At 64.0% G+C, this 26,102-nt stretch carries 22 protein-coding genes; 12 read left to right on the top strand and 10 right to left on the bottom strand.

Translation table 11 applies throughout. The features are described 5' to 3' along the window. Window positions 1-152: 152 nt before the first annotated feature. Both cmk and rpsA read left to right on the top strand, forming a co-directional pair. Window positions 153-803 carry a (d)CMP kinase gene (cmk, locus tag NKH28_RS01405; RefSeq protein ID WP_352681469.1) on the top strand — a complete coding sequence of 217 codons (651 nt, stop codon included), beginning with the start codon at window positions 153-155 and terminating at the stop codon, window positions 801-803. Window positions 804-1,008: 205 nt separating this feature from the next. After that, window positions 1,009-2,706 carry a 30S ribosomal protein S1 gene (rpsA, locus tag NKH28_RS01400; RefSeq protein WP_023676278.1) on the top strand — a complete coding sequence of 566 codons (1,698 nt, stop codon included), beginning with the start codon at window positions 1,009-1,011 and terminating at the stop codon, window positions 2,704-2,706. A gap of 104 nt (window positions 2,707-2,810) precedes the next feature. On the opposite strand, the gene NKH28_RS01395 is transcribed toward rpsA, so the two are convergent. Genes NKH28_RS01395 through NKH28_RS01385 form a run of 3 tightly spaced genes read right to left on the bottom strand, consistent with a single transcriptional unit; the run spans window position 2,811 to window position 6,001 of the window. Further along, complete coding sequence (locus NKH28_RS01395) at window positions 2,811-3,518, bottom strand: SDR family NAD(P)-dependent oxidoreductase (protein ID WP_352625129.1); 708 nt, start codon at window positions 3,516-3,518, stop codon at window positions 2,811-2,813. A gap of 57 nt (window positions 3,519-3,575) precedes the next feature. Continuing rightward, window positions 3,576-5,156 (bottom strand): 5-guanidino-2-oxopentanoate decarboxylase, encoded by a 1,581-nt coding sequence (locus tag NKH28_RS01390; protein ID WP_352540385.1) that lies wholly within the window; start codon window positions 5,154-5,156, stop codon window positions 3,576-3,578. Beyond that, window positions 5,153-6,001 carry a dimethylarginine dimethylaminohydrolase family protein gene (locus NKH28_RS01385; RefSeq protein ID WP_352681569.1) on the bottom strand — a complete coding sequence of 283 codons (849 nt, stop codon included), beginning with the start codon at window positions 5,999-6,001 and terminating at the stop codon, window positions 5,153-5,155. The genes NKH28_RS01390 and NKH28_RS01385 overlap by 4 nt, the downstream gene beginning before the upstream one ends. A 218-nt stretch (window positions 6,002-6,219) precedes the next feature. On the opposite strand from NKH28_RS01385, the gene NKH28_RS01380 reads away from it, so the two are divergent. From NKH28_RS01380 to NKH28_RS01360, 5 genes are all read left to right on the top strand, one after another. Then, window positions 6,220-7,029, top strand: a complete 810-nt coding sequence (locus NKH28_RS01380) for an ABC transporter ATP-binding protein (protein WP_023676274.1) — start codon at window positions 6,220-6,222, stop codon at window positions 7,027-7,029. A 51-nt stretch (window positions 7,030-7,080) separates the two neighbouring features. Beyond that, window positions 7,081-7,875 carry a transporter substrate-binding domain-containing protein gene (locus tag NKH28_RS01375; RefSeq protein ID WP_352469896.1) on the top strand — a complete coding sequence of 265 codons (795 nt, stop codon included), beginning with the start codon at window positions 7,081-7,083 and terminating at the stop codon, window positions 7,873-7,875. Between the two features lie 212 nt (window positions 7,876-8,087). Next, window positions 8,088-8,753 (top strand): ABC transporter permease, encoded by a 666-nt coding sequence (locus tag NKH28_RS01370; RefSeq protein WP_352470177.1) that lies wholly within the window; start codon window positions 8,088-8,090, stop codon window positions 8,751-8,753. 14 nt (window positions 8,754-8,767) lie between these two features. Next, the gene (locus NKH28_RS01365; protein ID WP_352470176.1) at window positions 8,768-9,574 is read left to right on the top strand and encodes an ABC transporter permease; all 807 of its coding nucleotides are present in this window, start codon (window positions 8,768-8,770) and stop codon (window positions 9,572-9,574) included. 92 nt (window positions 9,575-9,666) lie between these two features. Continuing rightward, complete coding sequence (locus tag NKH28_RS01360; RefSeq protein WP_352540382.1) at window positions 9,667-10,668, top strand: Ldh family oxidoreductase; 1,002 nt, start codon at window positions 9,667-9,669, stop codon at window positions 10,666-10,668. Between the two features lie 57 nt (window positions 10,669-10,725). On the opposite strand, the gene NKH28_RS01355 is transcribed toward NKH28_RS01360, so the two are convergent. After that, complete coding sequence (locus NKH28_RS01355; protein ID WP_352454720.1) at window positions 10,726-10,998, bottom strand: hypothetical protein; 273 nt, start codon at window positions 10,996-10,998, stop codon at window positions 10,726-10,728. A 243-nt stretch (window positions 10,999-11,241) separates the two neighbouring features. Between NKH28_RS01355 and NKH28_RS01350 the strand changes: the two genes are divergently transcribed. Further along, the gene (locus NKH28_RS01350; protein ID WP_352767290.1) at window positions 11,242-12,216 is read left to right on the top strand and encodes a complex I NDUFA9 subunit family protein; all 975 of its coding nucleotides are present in this window, start codon (window positions 11,242-11,244) and stop codon (window positions 12,214-12,216) included. A gap of 21 nt (window positions 12,217-12,237) precedes the next feature. Here NKH28_RS01350 and NKH28_RS01345 read toward each other — a convergent pair whose 3' ends face one another. Then, window positions 12,238-13,611 (bottom strand): cytochrome P450, encoded by a 1,374-nt coding sequence (locus tag NKH28_RS01345; protein WP_352919249.1) that lies wholly within the window; start codon window positions 13,609-13,611, stop codon window positions 12,238-12,240. A 184-nt stretch (window positions 13,612-13,795) separates the two neighbouring features. Here NKH28_RS01345 and NKH28_RS01340 point away from each other — a divergent pair, with 184 nt between their 5' ends. The 4 genes from NKH28_RS01340 (at window position 13,796) to NKH28_RS01325 (ending at window position 20,871) form a co-directional block, all read left to right on the top strand. Next, window positions 13,796-14,365 (top strand): NADPH-dependent FMN reductase, encoded by a 570-nt coding sequence (locus NKH28_RS01340; protein ID WP_352469892.1) that lies wholly within the window; start codon window positions 13,796-13,798, stop codon window positions 14,363-14,365. Between the two features lie 70 nt (window positions 14,366-14,435). Then, window positions 14,436-17,090, top strand: a complete 2,655-nt coding sequence (locus NKH28_RS01335; protein WP_352977577.1) for a caspase family protein — start codon at window positions 14,436-14,438, stop codon at window positions 17,088-17,090. 146 nt (window positions 17,091-17,236) lie between these two features. Further along, window positions 17,237-19,708 (top strand): DNA topoisomerase (ATP-hydrolyzing) subunit B, encoded by a 2,472-nt coding sequence (gene gyrB / locus NKH28_RS01330; RefSeq protein WP_352578576.1) that lies wholly within the window; start codon window positions 17,237-17,239, stop codon window positions 19,706-19,708. A 245-nt stretch (window positions 19,709-19,953) separates the two neighbouring features. After that, complete coding sequence (locus tag NKH28_RS01325) at window positions 19,954-20,871, top strand: hypothetical protein (protein ID WP_352919244.1); 918 nt, start codon at window positions 19,954-19,956, stop codon at window positions 20,869-20,871. A gap of 99 nt (window positions 20,872-20,970) precedes the next feature. On the opposite strand, the gene NKH28_RS01320 is transcribed toward NKH28_RS01325, so the two are convergent. The 5 genes from NKH28_RS01320 to NKH28_RS01300 all read right to left on the bottom strand — a co-directional run bounded on the left by NKH28_RS01320 (window position 20,971) and on the right by NKH28_RS01300 (window position 25,990). Beyond that, on the bottom strand, window positions 20,971-22,491 hold the full coding sequence (locus tag NKH28_RS01320) for a hypothetical protein (protein WP_352919241.1): 1,521 nt from the start codon (window positions 22,489-22,491) through the stop codon (window positions 20,971-20,973). Window positions 22,492-22,583: 92 nt separating this feature from the next. Then, window positions 22,584-23,981 carry an NAD(P)(+) transhydrogenase (Re/Si-specific) subunit beta gene (locus NKH28_RS01315; RefSeq protein ID WP_352919238.1) on the bottom strand — a complete coding sequence of 466 codons (1,398 nt, stop codon included), beginning with the start codon at window positions 23,979-23,981 and terminating at the stop codon, window positions 22,584-22,586. 6 nt (window positions 23,982-23,987) lie between these two features. Beyond that, window positions 23,988-24,410, bottom strand: coding sequence for an NAD(P) transhydrogenase subunit alpha part 2 (locus NKH28_RS01310; RefSeq protein ID WP_036238371.1), 423 nt, complete (start codon window positions 24,408-24,410; stop codon window positions 23,988-23,990). Then, window positions 24,410-25,684 (bottom strand): Re/Si-specific NAD(P)(+) transhydrogenase subunit alpha, encoded by a 1,275-nt coding sequence (locus NKH28_RS01305; RefSeq protein WP_352767303.1) that lies wholly within the window; start codon window positions 25,682-25,684, stop codon window positions 24,410-24,412. Before NKH28_RS01305 ends, NKH28_RS01310 begins: the two co-directional genes overlap by 1 nt. Window positions 25,685-25,765: 81 nt before the next feature. Beyond that, window positions 25,766-25,990, bottom strand: a complete 225-nt coding sequence (locus tag NKH28_RS01300; RefSeq protein WP_023676259.1) for an aa3-type cytochrome c oxidase subunit IV — start codon at window positions 25,988-25,990, stop codon at window positions 25,766-25,768. Between the last annotated feature and the right edge of the window lie 112 nt (window positions 25,991-26,102).

Below are 26,102 nucleotides of genomic sequence, written 5' to 3'. Positions count from 1 at the left end.
CGCTCAATCCTGCGACGTAGACAATTGGCGAAAGCCGCGATGGCCGCCGATCTCCCCCCGAGTGGGGGAGATGTCCGGCAGGACAGAGGGGGGCGCGAAGGATCGCCACGCCTATCTGGATCATTGCGCTTTTCGATTCCGGTGGGCGGCCAATGACCCCAACCTTCACCATCGCCATCGACGGCCCTGCCGGCGCCGGCAAAGGCACCCTCGCCCGACGGCTCGCCGACCATTACCGGCTGAACCTGCTCGATACCGGCCTTACCTATCGCGCGGTGGCGCATGCGCTGCTCCGGCTCGGCCTGCCGCTCGACAATGTTTCGGCCGCTGAAACCGCGGCCCGGCAGGTCGATCTGGCAAAGCTCGACCGCGCAGTGCTTTCGGCACACGCCGTTGGCGAGGCGGCTTCGAAAGTGGCAGTGATCCCGTCGGTGCGGCGCATCCTGGTCGAGAAACAGCGCGACTTCGCAAGAACACCGCCTGGCGCGGTGCTCGACGGCCGCGACATCGGCACCGTCGTCTGTCCCGATGCCGACGTAAAACTCTATGTCACGGCAAGTGCCGAGGTGCGGGCAAAGCGGCGGCTGGATGAAATCGAGAGCATCGGCGGCACTGCCAATTTCGACGAAATCCTTGCCGATATCGTGCGCCGCGACGAGCGCGATATGGGCCGCATGGACTCACCCTTGAAGCCGGCCGCCGATGCGCACTTGCTCGACACGTCGGAAATGGCTATAGAAGCCGCGTTTCTGGCAGCTCGGGCGATCATCGACGATGTCCTGGCCAAGAGAAACGAAGCCTGAGCCGGGTTTTCCTGCCGCCGCCGATTGCCGGCGACAAAAAGAATTCCCATATCGGGCATGAACCAGCCTGTCAGCATTCTTCATGCGCCGGAATTGCCGCTCAAGGGCGGCCAAGGGCTTTTTGCCCGGAACGCCGGCAGGCCAACGCAACGCTAACCCACGGCGCCCGCCCCGCGACAGATTGCGGGGCATTCCAGGAGAAACTATGTCAGTTGCAAATCCCACTCGCGATGATTTCGCGAGCCTGCTCGAAGAATCATTTTCCGCCGGCCATTCCGGCGAAGGCCAGGTCGTCAAGGGCATCATCACTGCCATTGAAAAGGACATGGCCATCATCGACGTTGGCCTCAAGGTCGAAGGCCGCGTGCCGCTGAAGGAATTCGGCGTCAAGGGCAAGGACACGACGCTCAAGGTCGGCGACACGGTCGAGGTCTATGTCGAGCGTATCGAGAACGCGCTTGGCGAAGCCATGCTGTCGCGTGAAAAGGCCCGCCGCGAAGAGAGCTGGGTCCGTCTCGAGGAGAAATTTACCAAGGGCGAACGCGTCGAAGGCGTCATCTTCAACCAGGTCAAGGGCGGCTTCACCGTCGACCTCGACGGTGCCGTGGCCTTCCTGCCGCGCAGCCAGGTCGATATTCGTCCGATCCGCGACGTCTCGCCGCTGATGCACAACCCGCAGCCCTTCGAGATCCTCAAGATGGATCGCCGCCGCGGCAACATCGTGGTGTCGCGCCGCACCGTGCTTGAGGAAAGCCGCGCCGAACAGCGTTCGGAAATCGTGCAGAATCTCGAAGAAGGCCAGGTGGTCGAAGGCGTCGTCAAGAACATCACCGACTATGGTGCGTTCGTCGACCTCGGCGGCATCGACGGCCTGCTGCACGTCACCGACATGGCATGGCGCCGCGTCAACCATCCGACCGAAATCCTCAATATCGGCCAGACGGTCAAGGTGCAGATCATCCGCATTAACCAGGAAACCCACCGCATCTCGCTCGGCATGAAGCAGCTCGAGAGCGATCCGTGGTCCGAGATCGGCACCAAGTTCCCGATCGGCAAGAAGATCAAGGGTACCGTCACCAACATCACCGACTACGGCGCATTCGTCGAGCTGGAGCCGGGCATCGAAGGCCTCATCCACGTTTCGGAAATGTCGTGGACCAAGAAGAACGTGCATCCCGGCAAGATCCTGTCGACGACGCAGGAAGTCGACGTGGTGGTGCTCGAAGTCGATCCGGCCAAGCGCCGCATCTCGCTCGGCCTCAAGCAGACGCTGGAGAACCCGTGGGAGGCCTTCGCGCGCAGCCATCCGGTCGGCAGCCAGGTCGAGGGCGAGGTCAAGAACAAGACCGAGTTCGGCCTGTTCATCGGCCTCGAAGGCGACGTCGACGGCATGGTCCACCTTTCCGACCTCGACTGGACCCGTCCGGGCGAGCAGGTGATCGAAGAGTACAATCGCGGTGACATGGTCAAGGCGCAGGTGCTCGACGTCGACATCGACAAGGAGCGCATCTCGCTCGGCATCAAGCAGCTGGCCAAGGACACGGTCGGCGAAGCAGCGACGTCAGGCGAACTGCGCAAGAACGCAGTCGTCACCTGCGAGGTTATCGGCGTGAAGGATGGCGGTCTGGAAGTGCGGCTGGTCGACAGCGGCATCGAGACCTTCATCAAGCGCTCCGACCTCAGCCGTGACCGCGACGAGCAGCGCCCCGAGCGCTTCACCGTCGGCCAGAAAGTCGACGCCCGCGTCATCGCCTTCGACAAGAAGACCCGCAAGCTGCAGGTTTCGATCAAGGCGCTGGAAATCGCCGAAGAGAAGGAAGCGGTCGCTCAGTACGGCTCAACCGATTCCGGCGCTTCGCTGGGCGATATTTTGGGTGCCGCGCTGAAGAAGCAGGGCAGCTAAGCCAATACCGCGCCTCGCGCGGGTTATAAACGAAACAAATAGCCCCGCCGGAACGATCCGGCGGGGCTTTTGCTTGTGACCTTTGCTTGCGACGGACCGCAGGCTCAGGCCCGGCCGTAGAGTGGCACCAGCGTGCCGCTGATCGCCATGTTGGCCGGCGAGGCAAGGTAGGCAATGGCCTCGGCGGCCGCTTCAAGGCTGACCCATCTGCTGAAATCTGCGTTCGGCATGTCAGCCCGGTTGGCCGGCGTGTCGAGCGTCGAGGGCGCCACGGCATTGACCAGAATGCCGTTGCCCTTCAGCTCTTCGGCCATCGCCACGGTCATCGCGGCGACTGCCGCCTTGGCGGCGGCGTAGGCCACCTTGCCGGAGCCGCGCCGCGGATCGAGCCCGGCTCGCGCGGTGACATTGACGATGCGGCCCGGCACGGAAGATCCCAGCATCGAGCGTATCGCGGCGCGGCAGCACAGAAAGGTGGTGCGGGCATTGGTGTCCATCATCTCGGCGAAGGAGGCGGGTTCGATCTTCTCGACCGGCGCCGCGGTGAAGCCGCCGGCAAGATGCACCGATGCCCATAAATCTGGAACGCTGGCATAGAAGGCGTCGACCTTGGCAGGGTCGGCAAGGTCGACATTGTGCGCCAGCCTGACGCGGTCATGCGCCGGAAAGGGAAAATGCGCAGGCGCGGCAGCGTGGGCATTGGGCACATGGCAGATCGCGCCCTGCTCCAGCAGTTTTCCTACGACCGCGCCGCCAAGGGCACCGGTGCCGCCGGTCACCACGATATGTCTGCCGTCCAGTGTTTCCGTCATATTCGACCGCTCCGTCATTGCGCGCCGCCGATGCGGAAGGTCGCGCCTTTCGCGCGATCACTCAACCGAAATCTCGATGACGTAAGGTCGTCCAGTCGCCCGCGCGCGCCCAAGCGCGTCCGCCAAGCCGCCGGTGCCGGAAATCCGCTCGGCGGCAATGCCGTACGCTTCGGCCAATTTGCAGAAATCCGGCGGTGCCGGGGAGACGCCGACCGGCTCGACGCCGACGTCGAGCATCGAGGTTTCGATCTCGCGGTAGCCACGATTGTTCCAGACGGCGAAGATCACCGGCGCCGCCGCGTCGAGCGCGGCGCCCAGTTCCGGCAGGGTGAACTGGAAGCCGCCGTCGCCGGTGAGGCAAACGACCGGCGCCTCAGGCCTGGCAAGGACGGCACCGATCGCCGCCGGCGGGCCATAGCCAAGCGCGCCGAAGCCGGTGGCGGCGTTGAACCAGCCGCCCGGCCGGTCGTGATCGTAATAGAGGTTAGCGGCGTAGACCGGCTGGGTCGAATCGCCGACGATGATCGCGCCAGGCAGCGCATCGCGGATCGTCTCGACGGCGCGCAATTGCGCCTGCATAGCCGGGCCGATCTCGGCAAAGGCCGCTTGCCGCGTCGCGGCGGCGCGAGCGGCGCCGTCGACCGATTGCGCCTGGCCCGTGCCGAGTTCGGCACGCAGCGCCTCGAGCGCTGCACCGCAATCGGCCTGGATCGAAATCCGAGCCGGCCGGCGGGCAAGCTGGTCGGCGCCGATGTCGATGCGGATCAGATTGGCAGGCAGGACAAAACCGCCGTTGCCATAGCCATCATAGTCGGTCGGACCGAATTCGGTGCCAGCGGCAATGACCAGGTCGGCGCCGGCCATCAGCGCACGCACCGCCTTCAGGCTGGGGCTGGCCGGCACGCCAAGCGGATGGCGATAGAGCAGGCCGCGCGCATTGGCAGTCTGGACGACCGGCGCTCCCAACCTCTCGGCCAGGCGCTGCAACGGCGCTTCGGCAGCTTTGGCGCCGCCGCCGGCAAGGATAAGCGGCCGGCGGGCAGACGCGCATAGCCTTGCCGCCTCGGCAATCGCCGCTACATCCGGCTCGGGCGGCGCTGAATTCCGCAGCAGCGGCACGATGCCGTTGGCCGGCATGGTCATGACATCGGTCGGGATCTCAATATGCACGGGACCCGGACGCGAGGATGAGAACAGCGCAAAGGCGCGGGCGAGCACGCCGGGCAGTTCGCCGGCCTCGGTGACACGGTGCGAAAACAGCGCCACCTTCTCCATCATGCCGCGCTGGTCCGGCAGTTCATGCAGATGGCCAAGGCCTTTGCCCAGCGTCGGCGTGGCGTTGACGCCCGAGATCACCAGCATCGGCACCGAATCGGCGCGCGCCTGACCCATGGCGGTGATGGTGTTGGTCAGCCCCGGCCCGGTGATGACGAAGGCGATACCCGGCCTGCCGCTGGCGCGCGCATAGCCGTCAGCCATGAAGCCGGCGCCCTGCTCGTGGCGCGGCGTGACGTGACGGATCTTCGATCGCGCAAGCCCGCGATAGAGCTCGACCGTGTGTACGCCGGGAATGCCGAAGACGGTGTCGACGCCGTGCGCTTCGAGCAAGGTGATGAGCGCTTCGCCGATGGTCGTCATTGTCTTAACACCGGGCGCGTGAGGCAGGTAGGGCCGCCCTCGCAGGCAATGCACAGCGCATCGGCCTCGAATGTCGAGACCGTACAGCCGGCGGCTTGCATGGCAGCCGCCGTCTTCGGAAAACCGGCAACGGCGATAACCTGGCGCGGCGCGGTCGGCAGCACGTTGAGGCTGAGCCCATTCGAGGCGAAGAATTCGTCGGCGTCGCCCTCGACCAGCCGAATGGCGCGTTCGCGCAGCATCTGGTGGAAGGCGACCGGCAGGAGGGGCGCATAGACCAGCGCCAGATCGTCTGCGAGCGGGCTGATCACCGACATCAGGTGCAGGCAGGCCTCCTCGCCCTGCCAGAGCGGCAGGTCGAAGCCATAGACCTGGATGCCCTTGGGTGAAAGCAGGTTGGAGAGCTGCTGGATGCCGTGCTGATTGGTGCGCACGCCGCGGCCGATGGCCAGCGTGTTTGCATCCACCCACACACAGTCGCCGCCCTCGACCTGGCCGGGAGCCTCGATTCGGCCGAGGACGGGGATGCCCATGCGCCCATAGGCTGCCTCGTGGAGGCTGGGCTCGGGCCGGCGCAGCGCCTTGCCCATGGCAAGGATGACCGCGCCATGATCGGTCATCAGCGAGGGATCGTGGGTAAAAACCGAATCGGCAAGCCCGTCGTCGGCGTCACTCAGCCATTCGATTTCGGCGCCTGAGGCCGAAATCAGCCTGGCCAGCGCATCATGCTGGACCGCCGCTTTTTGCGGATTGAAGCCGGGGCCATAGTGCCACTCCAGCGCTTCGGCCCGACGCATGGCGCCGGCAGCGGAGCGCATCAGCACGCGCTGCAGCGTCCCGGCCATCGACTGCGACCCGTATGCTTTGCCCACTAAATTCTCCTGAAACGCGCCCCTCCTGCCAATAGCCACTCGGCAGGCGGTGATCAATGGTCCAAAAAACTGCGGTTGACGGAGACAAGCGGAACGGTCCATCTTGAGAATCGGAACGCTGTCCAGTGACGGGTAATGGGTAAAAAATTCCAGCAAGGACTGCCTCGGCTGCTCCGCGGGGCACCGCGACGATGACAGCGCCGGCCACTGCCCTGAAGCATACGGCGCAGAACGGCGCTGCCGAAGCCATCCACGTCGAGAACCTGCACAAGAATTTCGGCAAGCTGCATGTATTGAAGGGCGTTTCGCTGTCGGCGCGCGATGGCGAGGTGATCGCCATCATTGGCGGCAGCGGCTCGGGCAAATCGACGCTGCTGCGCTGCATCAACTGCCTGGAGAACCCGACCAGCGGCATTATCCGGGTCAATGGCGAAGAGATAAAGCTGAAGGCCGACAGCTACGGCCACACCGTGCCCGCAGACCGCAAGCAGATCGAACGCATCCGCTCCAAGCTTGGCATGGTCTTCCAGAACTTCAATCTGTGGAGCCACATGACGTTGATCGAGAACGTCATCGAGGTTCCCGTGCATGTGCTCGGCGTCAAGCGCGATGTGGCGATCGGCGAGGCGGAAAAATTGCTCGCCCGCGTTGGCTTGGCCGAAAAACGCGACGTCTATCCTGCCTATCTGTCGGGCGGCCAACAGCAGCGCGCCGCGATCGCCAGGGCGCTGGCCATCAATCCGCGCGTCATGCTGTTCGATGAGCCGACTTCGGCGCTCGACCCGGAACTCGTCGGCGAGGTGCTGAAGGTGATCGGCGACCTGGCGCGCGAAGGCCGCACCATGGTGCTGGTCACCCATGAGATGAAGTTTGCCCGCGAGGTCGCGACGCACGTCGTTTACCTCCATAACGGGCTGGTCGAGGAAGAAGGGCCGCCGGAACAGATCTTCGGCGCACCAAAATCCGAAAGGCTGAAGCAGTTCATCCGCAACATCAGTTAAACTGTGGGCGGACGAAAACCGGGAACAACAACAAAACTGGGAGTCATGACGATGAAGATTATTCTCAAGACCTTTGCCGCAGCGCTGCTGGTTGGCGTTGCCGCCATGGGCGTGGCCAAGGCCGATCCGGTCAAGATCGGTGTCGCTGCCGAGCCCTATCCGCCGTTCACCTCGCCGGATGCTTCCGGCAAATGGGTCGGTTGGGAAATCGAATTCATCGACGCTGTCTGCGCCGAAGAGAAGCTCGACTGCGTCATCACGCCGGTCGCCTGGGACGGCATCATCCCGGCGTTGACGACCAAGAAGATCGACGTCATCGCCAGCTCGATGTCGATCACCGACGAACGCAAGAAGACGATCGACTTCTCCGACAAATATTACAACACCCCGACTGCGATCATCGGGCCGAAGGACCAGAAGTTCGGCTCGACACCGGAGGACCTCAAGGGCAAGATCATCGGCGTCCAGGTCTCGACCGTACACGCCGACTACGCCAAGAAGCACTTCGCCGACGCGGCGGAAATCAAGGAATACCAGACCCAGGACGAGGCCAACCAGGATCTTGCCGCCGGCCGGGTCGACGCGGTGCAGGCCGATTCCATCGCCCTCGACGCCTTCCTGAAATCGGACCAGGGCAAGCAATGCTGCGATCTGAAAGGCATGGTCGCGCCGGATCTGGCCATTCTCGGGCCCGGCGTCGGCGCCGGCGTCCGCAAGGAAGACACCGAGTTGAAGGAAAAGATCAACGCCGGTATCAAGGCCATCCGCGCCAACGGCAAATATGACGAGATTTCGAAGAAGTACTTCGACTTTGATATTTACGGCTCCGACACGCAGTCGAACTGACGGCCTCATCCATGAGCGATTAACCACGCGGCCCCGATAGAGCCGCGTGGTTGGTCGAAATCCATCGACGCGAGCTTCCGCGGGCGGAAATCGCCGGCGGTTTTAGCGCCAGCAATTCGAGGGCGACGCTGATCGACGCATTTGTTCCGGCTTGGGCCGCCTCTGCCATCGCGCTTCTCTCGCCCGTGCCGCCGGGCTGGGGTGGAACGCTCATCGTCGGGCTGCTCCATACGATCGAGATTGCGGTCGGCGCCACCTGTCTCGGCCTTTTGATCGGCATCGGCGGCGCCTCCGGCAAGCTGTATGGTGGTCCGGTGGTGCGCGATCTCCTGGCAGTCTATACGACCGTCGTGCGCGCCGTGCCGGAGCTGGTGCTGATCCTTCTGCTCTATTACGCCGGCACCGACCTGATCAATCAGATGCTGACGGCAACGGGCTATCAGCGTATGGACATTAGCGGGCTGGCGGCCGGCATTGCCGTGCTCGGCTTCGTCCAGGGCGCCTATTCGACCGAGGTGATCCGCGGCGCGATCCTCGCCATTCCGCAGGGCCAGATCGAAGCCGCGCGCGCCTATGGCATGTCTCCCGGCCTGCTGCTGCGGCGCATCACGCTGCCGGCGATGCTGCCGTTCGCCATACCCGGCCTTGCCAATCTCTGGCTGATCGCCACCAAGGACACAGCCCTGCTGGCGGTCGTCGGCTTTTTCGAGCTGACATTGGCGACACGGCAGGCGGCCGGCGTGACCAAAGCCTATCTGACATTCTTTATCGCCGCCGGGGCGATCTACCTTCTGTTGACGCTGGTTTCGAATCTGATCATCGGCCGCATCGAGACATGGGCCCGCCGCGGCATGCCGTCGCTCAAGGAGGCCCGGTGATGGCTGGCCCGGCGATGACTGGCGAAGCGGCCGTCGAGATAGCCGCACGCGCTTCGCTGTGGCTGAAGCCGCATCGTATCGCGCTGATCCTGATCGCGCTGGGGCTGGTTTTGGCGGCGGCCGTCTTCATGCGCTGGGACTGGCTGCCGAAATATTACGGGATGGGACTGCTCGGCATCTGGCGCGCGCTGTGGATTCTTGCCGTCACCTGCACGCTGGGCTTCCTGCTCGCCATGCCGCTCGGACTGGCACAAGCCGCAGGCTCTTTCTGGTTCGCGGCGCCCGCCAAGGCCTTCTGCACGGTCATCAGGGGAACGCCGCTGCTGCTGCAGCTCTGGTTGCTCTATTACGGGCTGGGCTCGCTGTTTCCACAATATCCATGGATTCGCGAGTCCTGGATGTGGCCCTATCTGAGGCAGGCATGGCCCTATGGCGTGCTCGGGCTGACGCTGTCCTTCGCCGGCTATGAGGGCGAGGTGATGCGAGGCGCTTTTGCCGGCGTACCGAAAGGCCAATTGGAAGCCGCCCGCGCCTTCGGCATGAGCCGCTGGAGGATTTTCCGGCGAATCTGGCTGCCGCAGGCCTTCTACCGCGCGCTGCCGACACTGACGGGCGAAATCGTGCTGCAGCTGAAATCGACGCCGCTGGTGGCGACCATCAGCGTGATCGACATATTCGCCGTCTCTTCAAAGGTGCGTCAGGATACCTACCTCACCTATGAACCCTTGCTGCTCCTGGCGTTGATCTATATGGCGATCACCGGCATTCTCGTCTTCACCCTGGGCAAGATCGAGGCGCGGATTCCGAACAAGATCGGTTAGCGAATAGGGAGTAGTGAATAGCGAATAGTTTTGCTGATTTCCCTACTCGCTACTCCCTATTCGCTACTCGCTGAAATTTCAGGGCAGCTACGATGCAACTCAGTCTCGACCAGGCGACAGGGCTGTGCCGGATGGCCGCACTTGGCGCTGGCGCCAACGAAGAGGCGGCGCAGTCGCTGGCTGCCTCGATCGTCGCGGCCGAGGCGGAAGGACTGTCGACCGTTGGGCTGTCGCACTTCATCGATTATCTCGAAGCGCTGGAAGCCGGCCGCATCGACGGCAACGCCGATCCGGTGATCACCAGGCCGGCGCTCGCGGTCTATCTCTCCGATGCGCGCGGCGGACTGGCGCATACCGGTTTCGACCGCACGATCGATGAACTCGCCAAGGCGGCGCGGCTGTTCGGCGTCGCGATTTTTTCGCAGAAGAATGCCTATACGTGCGGCGCGCTCGGCTATTTCACCGGAAGGCTGGCCGCGCAGGGATTGGTGTCGTTCGCCGCCACCAACGGCCCGGCCGTGCTTGCCGGCTCGGGCTCGGTCAAGCCGGTCTACTGCACCAACCCGATGTCCTTTGCGGCACCCGCCGCGGACGGGGCGGCGCTGGTCATCGACCAATCGTCGAGCGCCACCGCCTTCGTCAACATCCGCAAGGCGGCCGAGGACGGCAAGAAGATACCCGAAGGCTGGGCACTGGATGCGAGCGGCAATCCGACCACGGACCCGGCAGCTGCAATGAAGGGCGCCATGCTTGCCTTCGGCGGCCAGCGCGGCGCCAACATCGCGCTGATGGTCGAGGTGCTGGCTGCGGGCCTGTCGGGCGCCAACTGGTCGCTCGATGCGCCATGGTTCAGCGGCGGGCCGGACAGTCCGGGGACCGGCCTGTTCGTGCTTGCCGTCGAGCCCAAGCTGCTCGATCCGGACTTCGAAAAGCGGATGAAGGATCAACTCGACCGGCTGCGGCGGCGCTATGGCGTGCATGTGCCGGGGCGTGCCCGGGCCGAGGCCGCGGAGAAGGCGGCCGCGCGCGGCATAAGCGCGCCGAAAGCCGTGGTGCAGCGCATTTCCGAATTCGCCGCCCGCTATTCGTCCTGAAGAAATTCGTTTGTCCGATGAGCGGCTGAGAACGCCTGCCGATCCGGCAGCGCGAGCCTACTTCCCGCAATAATGATCGTTGATGACGTTCGCCGCATTCGCGTCCGGCCCTACCCTGTTGTAGGAGCAGGGTTCGGCGGCCGTCGTGAACAGGTGGTTGTCATAGTAGCGCGGGCCACCGAACAGAATGTCGATGATGTTGCCGTTGGCCGGAACGTAGCGTTCGGGTTGAGCTTGGTGGTGATGCCGGTTTGCCGCGAATGCCGAGGCACCAATGCTGCAGCCTGTTGCGAAAGCCAGAGCGAAGATCGCAACGCGTTTTGTCGTCATCGGCAATATCCTCCATTCGGAATCAAATCATACATCCTAAAATCGCCGGCCGGAACAAAGGTTCCTGTCCCGAATGGAGTTACCCTAAAGCCCGGCGTCGGCGGGTTTTCTGCCGTTTCCAACGGATACTGGAAATCATGCTTCAACAATGCCGGGCGACCGATGGTCGCCCTTTGCCTTTGGCGCGAAACCGACTATGAAACGGCTTCAACCAAGCCATCTGGATAGCCGCCGGAGCCAGCCATGACCGAAATCCTGCAGACCCCAAAGCTCGTCGTCGTGTTCGGCGGCTCCGGCTTTGTCGGTCGTCATGTCGTGCGGGCGCTGGCCAAGCGCGGCTACCGCATCCGGGTCGCCTGCCGCCGGCCCGATCTCGCCGGCCACCTGCAGCCGCTCGGCAATGTCGGGCAGATCCAGCCGGTGCAAGCCAATGTCCGGGTGCGCTGGTCGGTCGACCGCGCCGTGCAAGGCGCGGACCATGTCGTCAATCTGGTGGCGATCGCGCATGAGGCCGGCCGGCAGAAATTCACTGCCGTCCACGAGTTCGGCGCGCGGGCTGTCGCTGAAGCGGCGCGCGCCGTCGGCGCCGGCCTCACCCATATCTCGGCTCTGGGTGCGGATCTCCACGCGCAATCGGACTACGCGCGTACCAAGGCGCTCGGCGAAAAGGCCGTTCTTGAGACGGTCCAGGACGCCGTGATCTTTCGGCCATCGATCAATTTCGGGCCGGAGGACGGTTTCTTCAACCGCTTTGCAAACATGGCTCGCTTTTCCCCAGTGCTGCCGCTGATCGGCGGCGGGCAGACGAAATTCCAGCCGGTCTATGTCGGCGACGTCGCCGAAGCGGTGGCACACTCGGTCGACGGCAAGGTCCAGGGCGGCCGGATCTATGAACTCGGCGGGCCGCAGGTGCTTAGCTTCAAGGAATGCATGCAAGAGCTGCTTGTCATCATCGAACGCAAGCGGTTTTTGCTGCCCGTGCCATGGTGGCTGGCGAACTTCCAGGCATCAATTCTCGGGCTGCTGCCCAATCCGTTGTTGACCAAGGACCAGGTCCTGCTGTTGCGCCAGCACAATGTGGTGTCGGATGCCGCCGTCAAGGACAACAGGACGCTCGCCGGCCTCGGTATCCAGCCGCGGTCGATCGGAACCATCCTGCCCAGCTATCTCTGGCGCTACCGCGCCGCCGGCCAGTTCCAACGCAAGACCGCCGCATAACACGAACGGACGTCGGGTTGCCTACGCCGCGCGCCTGGTAACCTGCATAGGCAGCCCGCCTTGCGGCTGCGTCGTCAGCTTCTGCACCGGCCAGGGGCGGGTTTGCGCGGTGGTATCGAAACGATAGCGCGACAGCATGATCGCCAACGCGATGATTGCCTCCTGCATGGCAAAGCTGGCGCCGATGCAGACGCGAGGCCCGGCGCCGAACGGCAAATACTGGAAACGGTCGATCTTCTCGCGGTTTCCCGGATGGAAGCGTTCCGGCATGAAGGCGTCGGGCCTGTCCCACAGCTTGCGATGGCGGTGGACGACCCACGGCATCACCAGCACCGCGGCACGTCGCGGTATGTAGAGGCCGTTCCAGGTTTCGGGCTCGATCGGTTCGCGGTTGATCGATGGCGCCGGCGGATAGAGCCTGAGCGCCTCGTCGAAGGCGGCGCGGGTGAGCGGCATGGCGTCGAGCCATTTCGTCGGGTCGGGCTCACGCGCCAACACCGCATCGATCTCGTGCTCGATCTTTTCGCGCTCCCACGGCGCTTCGGCAAGGCAGTAGAGCGTCCAGCCGAGCGCCCTGGCCGTAGTCTCGTGGCCGGCACCGATGAAGGTGATGATGTTGTCCTCGACCTCGGCCCGGGTCAGCCCGCCCGGTCCCTCAGCCTTCAACAGCAGCGTGAGAAAATCCTGCGGCACGGTGTCCGGAGCGCGCCTCAGCCGCGCCTCGCGCATCTGCACCGTGTCGGTGACGATCTTGCGGAAGTAGGCCATGGTCTTGCGGCCGCGGATGCGGGTCAGGCGCGGCAGCCAGTCGGGCGCACGCAAAAGGTCGAGCGGATCGACCCGGCCCATCGTCTCGAACAGGCGATCGATCTCCTTGGCGAAGCTACCGGGCTCGCCCGATATCTCGCCCGAAAACAGCGTCTCGGCCAGGATATCGAAGGTGAGCAGCGTCATGTCGTGGGCGATATCCGACGTGCCACCTTGCTCGTAACGGGTGACGAATTCGAGCGTGCGTGTCAGCATCGGCTCGGCGAAGCCGAAGATGTGGCGCGGCGTGAACACCGGCGCCATCGCCTTGCGCGAACGCCGCCACACTTCGCCCTCGGCGGTCAGCAGCCCGTCGCGCAAGATCGGCCGCAGGATCAACTGGCGCACCGTGGCCATCTTGTAGTTCTTGGCGTTGTCGACAAGCACATGGCGGATGAGGCCGGGATCGTTGGCGATGACCAGCGGTCCCCCGACGCCGTTCACCGAAATCCAGGGCTCGTTGTAGGTCGCCTCACCCCACAGTTCGAGCGGATTGCGGTAGACGATGCGGATCATCTCCAGCGTTGAAGGCGGCGCGGTGCGCGGCTTCGGCGCCGGCGGGACGAAGGGGACGGGCTGACTGTCCATGGCTTGCTCCGCTGACACCTCAATGTAGTGGCGGGCAAGGCAGGCGTCCATGTGACTGGACGACAAGGCGAAGCATCCGCTCTCTGGAATGTGACCGGGGCACCGGAAAGTGCCTGCTTGCTGTGTCGGGCTGCGTGTCTTAGGTGGCAGCACCACAGATGCCACTAACCGGCGGGAGCCTGCCTTGAAGCACCAGTTGAACGTCATCATCGGCAGCACGCGGCCGGGCCGCGCCGGGCCGGTTTTCGCAAATTGGCTGGAGAGCTTTGCGCGCGAGCACGGGAAATTCGAGCCGGTGCTCACCGACATCGCCGCCTTCAATTTGCCGGTGCTGGACGAGCCGCATCATCCGAGGCTCGCCAAATACGAAAACAGCCACACGAAAGCGTGGTCGAAGGCAATCGACGCCGCCGACGCATTCGTCTTCGTGGCGCCGGAGTACAATTATTTCACCGCTCCCGCGATCGTCAACGCGGTCGACTACCTGCTCAGGGAATGGCGATACAAGCCGGCCGCCATCCTCAGCTACGGCGGTGTCTCCGGCGGTTTGCGAGCGGCGCAGGCGGTCAAACCGTTGCTGACCGCCGTCGGTGTCATGCCGATTCCGGAAGGCGTGGCGCTGCCGATGTACCAGAAGCTGCTCGACGAGACCGGCGCCTTCCTGCCCAGCGAGCAGGTGCTCGGCGGGGCCAGGACCATGCTGGACGAGCTGTTCCGCTGGAGCGAAGCGCTGAGGCCGATGCGCGCCAGCTAACAACGCGAACGGCCGAACTGGCCGATGCCATAACTTGCTCATGCCATAAAGAGATGGAATGCTCCGGCAAATGACCGGGCCGGGGCGGTTCGATTTGCGTTTTCTGTTTGCCTTGCTGCTGATCCTCTCGACGGCCTCCGCTGCAATGGCGGAGCGGCGCGCTGCGCTGGTCATCGCCGAGAACGACTACCGGCTGATCCGGCCGCTCGCCAATCCCGTCAATGACGGCGAGATCATGGAAACGGTGCTGAGGAAGCTCGGTTTCGAGGTCTTCCTCGAAACCAACCGCGACCTGCGGCGCATGCGCCGGGCGCTTGACGATTTCCGCGAGGATGCCAAAGGCGCCGACGTGGCACTGGTGTTCTTCTCCGGCCACGGCGTCGAGATAGCCGGCGAGAATCGGCTCCTGCCGGTCGATGCAGACGCGTCGTCGCTCGCTACGCTGGAAAGGACCAGCCTGCCGCTGGAGGAGATCCGCGCGACCGTCGCCGCCACCAGCAAGGTCGGACTGATCGTGCTCGATGCCTGCCGCAGCGATCCGTTTGCGGCTACGGGCGGCGAAGGCCGCGGCGCAACGGCGCTGGTAAAAGAGGTCAGCGACAAGGTCCGGCCGGGTCTTGGCCGCATCGGGCGGGCAGAAAACATTCTGTTTGCTTTCTCGGCGGCGCCCGGCGAGACCGCCGCGGATGGGACCGGCCAGAATTCGCCGTTCACCGCGGCGTTGACGAAATATCTCGGCACCGAAGGTCTCGAGATCCGCTCCGTGCTGACGCTCGTGCAGCAGGAGGTCTACGACCTCTCGCGCGGTAAGCAATTGCCCTATGTCGAGAGCGGCCTGCCGCAGCTGTTCTTTGCCGCCTCGGCCAAGGAGAAATTGCCGGAACGCGAACGCCTGTTGCTGGCCATGGCCGAGGTGACGCCTCAGATGCGCGGCGAAGTGGAGAAGATCGCCAGCGACGCCGACATGCCGCTGGCACCGCTCTATGGCGCGTTGATCAGTTCCGATGCCGGCCACCTCTCCGCGGACAGTCTGAACGCCAGGCTGCGTGAGGCAGCCGACGCCTTCGTCAAGGTGCGGAGCGAAATGCAGACGCTTGGATCCGACGATCTCAGAGTGTCGGCGTTGCGCCGGCAGGCCGAAGAGCAGCTTTCGCTGGGAGCGTTCGATGCGGCTCGGAAAAAGCTCGCCGAGGCAGCCGAGATCGACAGTGTCTCTCGCAACGCTTTGAAGGCCAATTTCGTCAGCCGCACGCTCTCCGAGGCCGCAACGCGCTATTTGTCCGGCGGGGCGGCGCGCGCCGACCTCGACTACGCCACAGCCATCAAGGACTATGAGTCCGTGCTCGCGCTTTATGACGAAGCCGGACAGGTGGTGCTGTCGCTCGACGACGCCGACCGCTTGATCCGCACGCTGGACGAGCTCGGCAAGCTGTATACCACGGTCGGCAATATCGATGCGGCTGGCCGTGCCTTCGAGGCGCTGCAAGCCGATCTCGAGCGGCGGTCGCATCATGAAACCGATCTCAACGTGAAGCGCGACTTCGCCGTCAGCCACGTCAAGCTCGGCAACGTGCGGATGGCGCAAGGCAATCTGCCGTCAGCGCTGCAGAATTATGAGACCGCCAAGACCATTCTGCAGGGCCTGACCGAGGCAGAACCGGACAATCTGGAGTGGTTCGGCGACCTCGCCATGGCCGACGACAAGATCGGCAACGTATTGGCGACGCAAGGCGATCTGGCCGGCGCCGCAGAGGTCTACCAGGAAAGCCTGTCGATCAAGAAACAGCTCGCCGCCGGAGAGCCGGACCGTGCCGAACTGCAGCGCGACCTGACCATCACCTACGATGAGATCGGTCACCTTGCCCATATCGCAGGCCAACTGGACAACGCACAGGCGGCCTATGAAGAGAGCCTGAAGGTGCGGCTGGCGCTGGCGGCGGACAAACCGGGAGACGCCGACCGGCAGCGTGACGTCTCGGTCAGCCACGATACGATAGGCGACCTGCTGCGCGAACGCGGCGACGCCGCCGGGGCGCTGGCGGCCTACAAGGAAGGTCTGGCGATCGTCAAGCAACTGGCGAAACGCGATCCGGACGACACCGAGTTGAAGCGCGACCTGTCGGTCGGCAACGCCAAGATCGGCAATGCGCTCAGCGACCAGCAGAATTGGCCGGCGGCACTTTCGGCTTATCGTGAGGCACTTTCGCAGGCCAGCGTGCTCGCCGCCGGCGACCCGAACAACACCGAATGGCAGCGCGACCTGTCCGTGTGCATCGAGAAAGTCGCCGGCATCCTGGCGATACAGGGCGACCACAAAGGCGCGCTGAAAGCCTATCTGGACAGCTACGCGATTGCGCAGAGGCTGGCCAAGCTCGATCCCGCCAATTCCGACTGGCAGCGGGACTTGTCGATAACGCTGTCCGAAGTCGCCACGCTGCGCCTCAGGCAGCGCGACGTCAGGGGCGCCCGGCAAGCCCTTCAGGACAGCCTGGCCATTCGCGAGAAACTTGCCCGGTCCGATCCGGACAACGCCACCTGGCAGCGCGACCTGGTGGTCGCCTATATCGACTACGCCCAAGTCGCAAAGGACCCGAAGGCTGTGCTTTCCAAGGCGCTCGACATGACGCTCGAGCTCGCCCGGAGCGGGCGGTTGGCACCGCGCCACAAGTTCATGATCAAGTTTTTACGTGAGCGGCTGGCCAGGATCGAAGCCAGGCGCCGATAGCCGGCTCACGCGATGGTCATTCCGTTCCGAAATGCCTGCAAACCTTGGAAAAACCGCCTTTTGCGCCTATATCTACGACATTAGAAATGCGCGATTCGAAGCCGATTTTTCGCGCTCTGCACACGGCATCAATCAGACAGGTTTTCATGAGCGACCAGACCGACATCGCCAACGGCGTTGAAGCCGAATACGGCGCCGATTCCATCAAGGTTTTGAAGGGCTTGGATGCCGTTCGCAAGCGGCCGGGCATGTATATCGGCGATACCGACGACGGCTCGGGCCTGCACCACATGGTCTATGAGGTGGTCGACAACGCCATCGACGAAGCACTGGCCGGCCATGCCGACCTGGTGACGGTGACGCTCAATCCGGACGGATCGGTGACGGTCATCGACAATGGCCGCGGCATTCCGACCGATATCCACACCGGCGAAGGCATTTCAGCGGCCGAAGTGATCATGACGCAGCTGCATGCCGGCGGCAAGTTCGACCAGAACTCCTACAAGGTCTCAGGCGGCCTGCACGGCGTCGGCGTGTCGGTCGTCAACGCCCTGTCGGCCTGGCTGAAACTGAAGATCCGCCGCAACGGCCAGATCTACGAGATGAGTTTCACGCATGGCAATGCCGACGCGCCGCTGCGCATCACCGGCAGTTATGAACAAGACAAGGTCCCCGGCACCTATGAAGGGCGCAGCGGCAGCGAAATCACGTTTTTGCCGTCGTCCGAGACTTTCACCATGGTCGAATTCGACTACGGTACGCTGGAGCATCGGCTGCGCGAGCTCGCCTTCCTGAACTCCGGCGTGCGCATCGTTTTGACCGATGCCCGCCATGCCGACATCATGCGCCATGAACTGCACTACGATGGCGGGCTGGAAGAGTTCGTCCGATATCTCGACCGGACGAAGAAGCCGTTGCTCGACAAGCCGATCTCGATCCGCGCCGAGCGCGACGGCATCACGGTTGAAGTCGCCATGTGGTGGAATGACAGCTACCACGAGAACGTGCTGGCCTTCACCAACAACATCCCGCAACGCGACGGCGGCACGCATCTGGCAGGCTTCCGCGGTGCGCTGACGCGCCAGATAACCGGCTATGGCGACTCCTCGGGCCTGACCAAGAAGGAAAAAGTGGCGCTGATCGGCGATGATTGCCGCGAAGGGCTGACCGCGGTGCTGTCGGTCAAGGTTCCCGACCCGAAATTCTCCTCGCAGACCAAGGACAAGCTGGTGTCGTCCGAGGTCCGCCCGGTGGTCGAAGGGCTTGTCAACGAAGCGCTCGGCACCTGGCTCGAGGAGCACCCGACCGAGGGCAAGGCGGTCATCGAGAAGGTCATCCAGGCCGCTGCCGCGCGCGAAGCCGCGCGCAAGGCACGCGACATCACCCGCAAGAGTTCGCTCGGCGTCACCTCGCTGCCCGGCAAGCTGGCCGATTGCCAGGAGCGCGATCCGGCGAAATCCGAGATCTTTATCGTCGAGGGCGACAGCGCCGGCGGCTCGGCCAAGGGCGGCCGTTCGCGCCAGAACCAGGCCATTCTTCCGCTGCGCGGCAAGATCCTCAATGTCGAGCGCGCCCGCTTCGACCGCATGCTCGGCTCCGACATGATCGGCACGCTGATCACCGCGCTCGGCACCTCGATCGGCAAGGACGAGTTCAACGCCGACAAGCTGCGCTACCACAAGATCATCCTGATGACCGACGCCGATGTCGACGGCGCCCACATCCGCACCTTGCTGCTGACCTTCTTCTTCCGGCAGATGCCGGAACTGATCGAACGCGGGCATCTCTACATCGCGCAGCCGCCGCTCTACAAGGTGACGCGCGGGAAGAGCTCGCAATACATCAAGGACGAAGCCGCCTTCGAGGAATTCCTGATCGGCTCCGGGCTGGAAGAAGCGTCGCTTGCGCTCAGCACAGGCGAGGTGCGGGCTGGACAGGACCTGCGCAGCGCCATCGACGACGCCTTGGCTGTCCGCCAGCTCATCAACGGATTGCACACGCGCTATAACAGAGGCGTGGTCGAGCAGGCAGCGATTGCCGGCGCGCTCAACCCGGAGATCTTCACCGACCTCCGCCGCGCCAACGAAACGGCCGAGCGTGTTGCCCGTCGTCTCGACATTATCGCCGAGGACACCGAGCGCGGCTGGATCGGCCGCATGTCGACCTCGAACGAGGGCATTGGCGGCTATGTCTTCGAGCGAACGGTGCGCAGCGTCAAGGAGTTCGCGCATCTCGACCTGGCATTGATCAATTCCGCCGACGCACGCCAGCTCGACCGCTATGCGCCGCGCCTGGCGGAAATCTACGGCGAGCCGCCGGTGCTGCGCCGCAAGGATGTCTCGGAAACCATTTCGGGGCCGCTGGCACTGCTCAATGCCGTGTTTGCCACCGGCCGCAAGGGCCTGACCATGCAGCGCTACAAGGGCCTTGGCGAAATGAACGCCGAGCAGCTCTGGGAAACGACGCTCGACCCGAATGTGCGCTCGCTGTTACAGGTCAAGGTCAATGACGCGACTGATGCGGACAGCTTGTTTTCACGGCTGATGGGCGACGAGGTCGAGCCAAGGCGCGAATTCATCCAGGAAAACGCGCTGTCGGTTGCCAATCTGGACATCTGAGCCGCCATCCAGATACCCAGCCAGCAGGCATGAAGTGTATTGGTGCGCCTTGGCGCACCAATACGACTGCTGCAACGCAACAAAGATCACCAGGACCGCCGGAACGGAAAGGCTTTCAAGGCATTGTAGTTGATCACAATCGCCGCAGGAGGCATCCATGGGACGTGGCATTTTGCTCTGGCTTCTCGGAGTCCCAATTCCGATCATTATTCTGATCATGCTGTTCGCACGGTAGGGAGGCTTCGATGCAGTCCACCGTAACAGCTGTCGACGTTTCCGCCCCGACGGAATCCGCTTCCACTGCTGTCAGCTGGGGGCCAATCGTCGCCGGCGCCTTTGCTGCGTCAACGCTTACCTTTATCTTGATGCTGCTCGGCTCCGGGCTTGGGCTGAGCATGGTGTCGCCATGGTCAGGCTCGGGTGCGTCAGTCACCACTTTCGCCGTTTCCACCGCCGTCTGGCTGATCGTCGTGCAGTGGCTGTCGTCGGCCCTGGGCGGCTACCTCGCCGGACGCCTGCGCACCAAATGGGTCGGCATCCACACCGATGAAGTCTTCTTCCGCGATACCGCTCACGGCTTCCTGGCCTGGGCGCTGGCGACGCTGCTCGTCGCCGGCGTGCTCGGCACGGCGCTTTCGGCCGCGATAGGTACCGGTGTCCAGGCTGCTTCGACTGTGGCATCGGGCGCGGCAATGGGCGCTTCGGCAGGTGCTGCTGCAAACGCGGGTAGCGCCTCGACTGACAACGCCACATCGTATTTCGTCGATACGCTGTTCCGCCCGGCCGATCCGGCAAGGCTCGCTGCCGCCAATCCGGAGAGCGACGCTGCGGCAACGGCGCAGGCATCGCGCATTCTAATCGCGAGTGCCGCAGCAGGCGAAATATCGGCCGACGACAAGACCTATCTGTCGCGGCTGGTGGCCGCCCGCACAGGCCTGTCCGAAGCGGATGCCACCGCTCGCGTCGATACGGTAATCGCCAGATCGCAGGACGCCAAGGTCAAGGCCCAGCACGCGGCCGACACCGCCAGAAAGGCAGGCGCCACCTTCTCGCTGATTGGCGCGCTGTCGCTGGTCGTCGGGGCCTTCATTGCCAGCGCGGCTGCAGCACTTGGCGGCAGGCAGCGCGACGACGAGGAAGCGATTTTCCTAACCAATCGTTGATCGGTGACTAAGCGAACTCGGTCCGCTTCGGAAAGATTACGCCCGAAGGGGACCTTGCTTTGAACTGCCGCCGCGGCATTGTCGTGCGCTGCTCGCCGCCTACAGCTCAGCTTCCAGTTTGCGGCCGAGATCGACCGCATCGCGCAGCACGGCAAGGTGCGAGCGCGGCTGTACGCCGGCCGGCGCGTTGACCTCGACGCCGCTCGCCGTCAGCGACCAGTAGAGCCTGTGCGTGAAGACGCGGCCGCCCGAGCCGCGCAGCTCGACCTGGATGTTTTCCACGCCGGGACCAAAATTTTCCGTCATCCGCCCTGAAATCGGGTCGCCGGTCAGCCAGCCATTGCCCCTGTCGAAAATATTGGTCCAGCGCGTCGCGGCAAACACCGCGCCATGATGCACCGCCCGCTGCGGCTTGCCGGAATGGCTGCGCCCTTCCTGGTAGAGCATGGTCCCGCCCGCCGCCCTGTCGGCGATCGGCGGGCATGCCGAAAACAGGCGCTCGGCGATGCCGCGCCTGAATTCGGCGAGGTTGTAAGTCACCAGAAACTCGCTGTGGGTCAGCGGACTGCCGAGCGTGACGAAATCGCTGATCTTCCACGGCAGCGGATGATCGGCGTCGCCGACGCGAAGCTGCCGGTAGAGCTCCCATTGGCTGCGCCGGAATGCGGGGAGGTCATCGAGGCTGTCGGGCCACGCGGAGGCATCGGCGGCCAGCGTCGCCTTGTCGACGGCGTGGATCGCCTTCAGCCTCGCTTTGTCGCGAATGGCTTCCAACTTTCTAGGCCTGAAATCGGCCCACAATATCTGCAACAGATCATAGGCGATGATCGACCCGAGGCTGTGCGAGACCAGCACGATGCGGTCATAGGCATCGTCCATCATGAGACGCTTCAGCAGCTTGAGGCCACGCTCGCGGACCAGTGCCCGCTTCTCGACCGTTGCCGCTTCGGCCCGCACATAGGCGGCGACGTCGCCGAAATGAGGCAAGCCAAACTGGTCCACCGACCAGATGACGAACGATGCCAGAACCGTGACAAGCACACCGGTCGTCCAGGAGATGTAGCCTTGCCAGGTCGACGTTGCGAGCGCCAGCGCCGCGCCGAGGACGACGATGGTGGCCAAAAGCGTGACGACATAGAGTTTGAGCACATCGCGCGGAATATCGGCCGGCTTGCGCCAGAGCAGGGTCGTCACCCAGGCAGCAAGGCGGCTTCGGGTCGTGCCCTGGGTGATGTCGGCCCAGTACAGCTCGTAGAAATCGGTGCGGCGGCCATCGACATCATAGGGCGTGGTGATCCGGCGGAGTTCGTGCGAATTGGTCCGGCTGTCGGGCGTGATCCAGCTCTGGTTGATCTTGGCACCCATCGGGTCGGCCGGATCGGGGACATGGGCATAGAACGGTGCACGGGCCGGATCGTGGCTCCATACGGCCTGGACAAACTCCCTCAACGTGTCCATGGGCCGCTGCTCGCCCATGCCGTGCACGACCACCACCGCCTGGCTGCGCTTGCGTGGCGCCTTCTCTGCTGCGGTCAGATCGGCGGCCGGCAATGCAGCAGAACCAGGGTCGGGCACCAGCACCTCCACGATGACGCCGTTAGCAAGACGACGGGTCGGCATCGTAGCTTCAGAACCGGTAGCAGCCAAGAAAAAGCCCGGTGCGGAGCCGGGCTGTATTCGACGATCGGCAGTGAGTTGGCAGCGACGCCGTTTCAGTGATCCATCGCTTTGACGATCTCCTCGGTCATCTTCTTGGCGTCGCCGAGCAGCATCATGGTGCCGTCCTTGTAGAACAGCGTGTTGTCGATGCCGGCATAGCCGGAGCCGAGCGAGCGCTTGACGAACAGGCAGGTGCGGGCCTTGTCGACATCGAGGATCGGCATGCCGTAGATCGGTGACGACTTGTCGTCACGGGCCGAGGGATTGGTGACGTCGTTGGCGCCGATGACATAGGCGACGTCGGCCTGCGCGAACTCAGAGTTGACGTCCTCCAGCTCGAACACTTCGTCATAAGGCACGTTGGCTTCGGCCAAGAGCACGTTCATGTGGCCGGGCATGCGGCCGGCAACCGGGTGGATGGCGTATTTGACGTCGACGCCGTTGGCCTTGAGCTTGTCGGCCATCTCGCGCAGCGCGTGCTGCGCCTGGGCGACGGCCATGCCGTAGCCCGGCACGATGATGACCTTTTGCGCATTCATCATCAGATAGGCGGCATCCTCGGCCGAGCCCTGCTTGACCGTGCGCTCGATGCCGTCATTGGCAATGGCTGATGTCTCGCCGCCGAAGCCGCCGAGGATGACCGAGATGAAGCTCCGGTTCATGCCTTTGCACATGATGTAAGACAGGATGGCGCCCGACGAGCCGACCAGCGCGCCGGTGATGATCAGCGCCAGATTGCCGAGCGTGAAGCCCAGGGCGGCGGCGGCCCAGCCCGAATAGGAATTCAGCATCGATACGACCACCGGCATATCGGCGCCACCAATCGGGATGATGAGAAGCACACCCAGCACCAGCGAGGCGGCAACGATCAGCCAGAACACCACCTTGGACTCGGCGGTGACGAGCAGCACGATCAGCACGATCAGCGCAATGCCCAGGGCCGCGTTGATGAAGTGGCGGCCACCGATCATGATCGGCTTGCCCGACATGCGGCCGTCGAGCTTCAAAAAGGCGATGACCGAGCCGGTGAAGGTGATGGCACCTATGGCAACGCCGAGGCTCATCTCGATCAGTGCCTGGGCATGAATATCGGCGACGGTGCCGATGCCGAAGCTTTCCGGTGCGTAGATGGCGGCGGCCGCCACCATGACCGCGGCAAGACCGACCAGCGAGTGGAAGGCGGCGACCAGCTGCGGCATCGAGGTCATGGCAATGCGCCGTGCCGTGACCGCACCGGCCGAGCCGCCTATCAGCAGCCCGAGCACTATGAGGCCGAAGCGCCCGGCCGAAGGGGTCGCCAGCGCCAGCGTCGTGGCGATGGCGATGCCCATGCCGATCATGCCGTACATGTTGCCCTGGCGGCTGGTGGTCGGATGCGACAGGCCGCGCAATGCCAGGATGAACAGGATGCCGGAGACCAGATAGAGAAAGGAGGCGAAGTTGGCGTTCATAGCGGCCTACTTTTCCTTCTTCTTGTACATGGCCAGCATGCGCTGGGTGACGAGGAAGCCGCCGAAGATGTTGACCGATACCAGCATCAGCGCAACGAAGCCGAAGCCGGTGGCAAGCCCTGAGGCCGAGATGCCGACGGCCAGCAGCGCGCCGACGACGATGACGGAGGAAATGGCGTTGGTGACCGCCATCAGCGGCGTGTGCAGTGCCGGCGTGACGGACCACACGACGTAGTAGCCGACGAAGATCGCCAGGACAAAGATGGCGAAGCGAAAGACGAAGGGATCGATGGCACCGCCGGACAGCGCGTGAGCGGCGTCACCCGCCGCCTCGGTGCCGGGCGCGGCCGCCAGGTTCTGCACCGCGAGCCGCACGGCAGCTGTCGCCTGGTCGAGCTGGTCGAGGGCTTTCTGCAGGGTCTGGTCCATCACGCGATCCCTCCGGTGGTCTTGGGCTTCCTCGAAGCGGCCGTTTTCTTCGCAGCCGGCTTCGCCGAAGCCTCGGCAACCATCGTCCTGGCCGGAATGGCCGGTGGCTCGACATATTGGCCCTTTGGCGGCTCCTGCTCAGCCTTTGCGAAAGCCGGATGCACGATCTTGCCAGCATCGGTCAGCATCGTCGCCTTGACCAGTTCGTCATCGTGATTGATGGCAAGCGTCTTCGCCGCCTTGTCGACCAGCGTCTCGAGGAAGGCATAGAGGTTCCTGGCATAGAGAAGCGAAGCGGAGGCGGCGACGCGACCGGGAACATTGAGATGGCCGACGATCTTTACCCCGTTGGCGGTGGTCACCACCTTGCCGGCTTCGGCGCCCTCGACATTGCCGCCGCGCTCGACCGCGAGGTCGACGATCACAGAGCCGGGTTTCATCGAGGCGACCATCGCCGCCGAGACCAGCTTCGGCGCCGGACGGCCGGGGATCAGCGCCGTGGTGATGACGATGTCCTGCTTGGCGATGTGCTCGGCGGTCAGCGCCGCCTGCTTGGCCTGGTATTCCTTCGACATTTCCTTGGCGTAGCCGCCGGCCGTCTCGGCCGCCTTGAACTCCTCGTCCTCGACGGCCAGGAATTTTGCGCCGAGCGAGGCGACCTGCTCCTTGGCGGCCGGGCGCACGTCGGTGGCGGTGACCACGGCGCCGAGGCGGCGCGCGGTGGCGATGGCCTGCAGACCGGCGACGCCGACGCCCATGACGAACGCCTTCGCTGCCGGTACGGTGCCGGCCGCCGTCATCATCATCGGTAACGCCCGGTCATATTCGGCAGCCGCGTCGATCACCGCCTGATAGCCGGCGAGGTTGGCCTGGCTGGATAGAACGTCCATCGACTGGGCGCGGGTGATGCGCGGCATGAACTCCATGGAGAAGGCAGTAACACCGGCCCTGGCAAGGGCTGCGACGGCAGCATCGTTGCCGTAGGGATCCATGATCGCGATGACAGCGGCGCCGGACTTATAGCCCTTCAGCTCGGCGTCCGTGGGGCGGCGCACCTTCAGCACCACATCGGCCCTGGCTGCATCGCCGGCCTTGCCGATCGCGGCGCCCACCCGGGCGAACTCCTCGTCGGGAATGCGCGACGCTGTGCCGGCGCCGGTTTCGACAATCACGTCGAAACCCAGTGCCGCCAGCCGCTTCACCGTGTCGGGGGAGGCCCCGACGCGCGGCTCGTTTGCGTCGAGCTCACGAGGGATGAAAACCGTCTGTCCCACCGCATGATCCTTTCGGCCGGAACCCTGTTACCGCAAGACATCGACCGACCCCGGCGGCGCCTTCGACAAAGGTTGGAGGAGTTATCGGAGAATAAAGGCGCCGATGGCCAGGATCAGCACGAATAGGATAGTCCCCGAGAAGAAGCCGCCCACAAAGAAGCCGAACGCCATGGCAAGAAGCACGGCGGCGCAAAATAGCGACCCATATTTGGCCAGCATCACAAAGCCGGCATAGGTGCGGTCGTGCTCGGCATAGTCCATCTTCGCGCCTAGTTCGACAGGACCGGTCGGCGTGTGTTCAGCCATTGGAATACCCCTTCGAAGACATCTTTCAGGCACATAGCGAAAAGCCGCGTTAAGGGCAATGGCGCTATTGCCGCATCGCCGCAGCCAACAATCTCAAGCAAAACTTGAAATC

Source organism: Mesorhizobium sp. M1227 (genome assembly GCF_040318315.1).
GTDB lineage: Bacteria > Pseudomonadota > Alphaproteobacteria > Rhizobiales > Rhizobiaceae > Mesorhizobium.
Note: the sequence above shows the minus strand (reverse complement) of the source record. Positions and strands in the feature narration are given on the sequence as shown.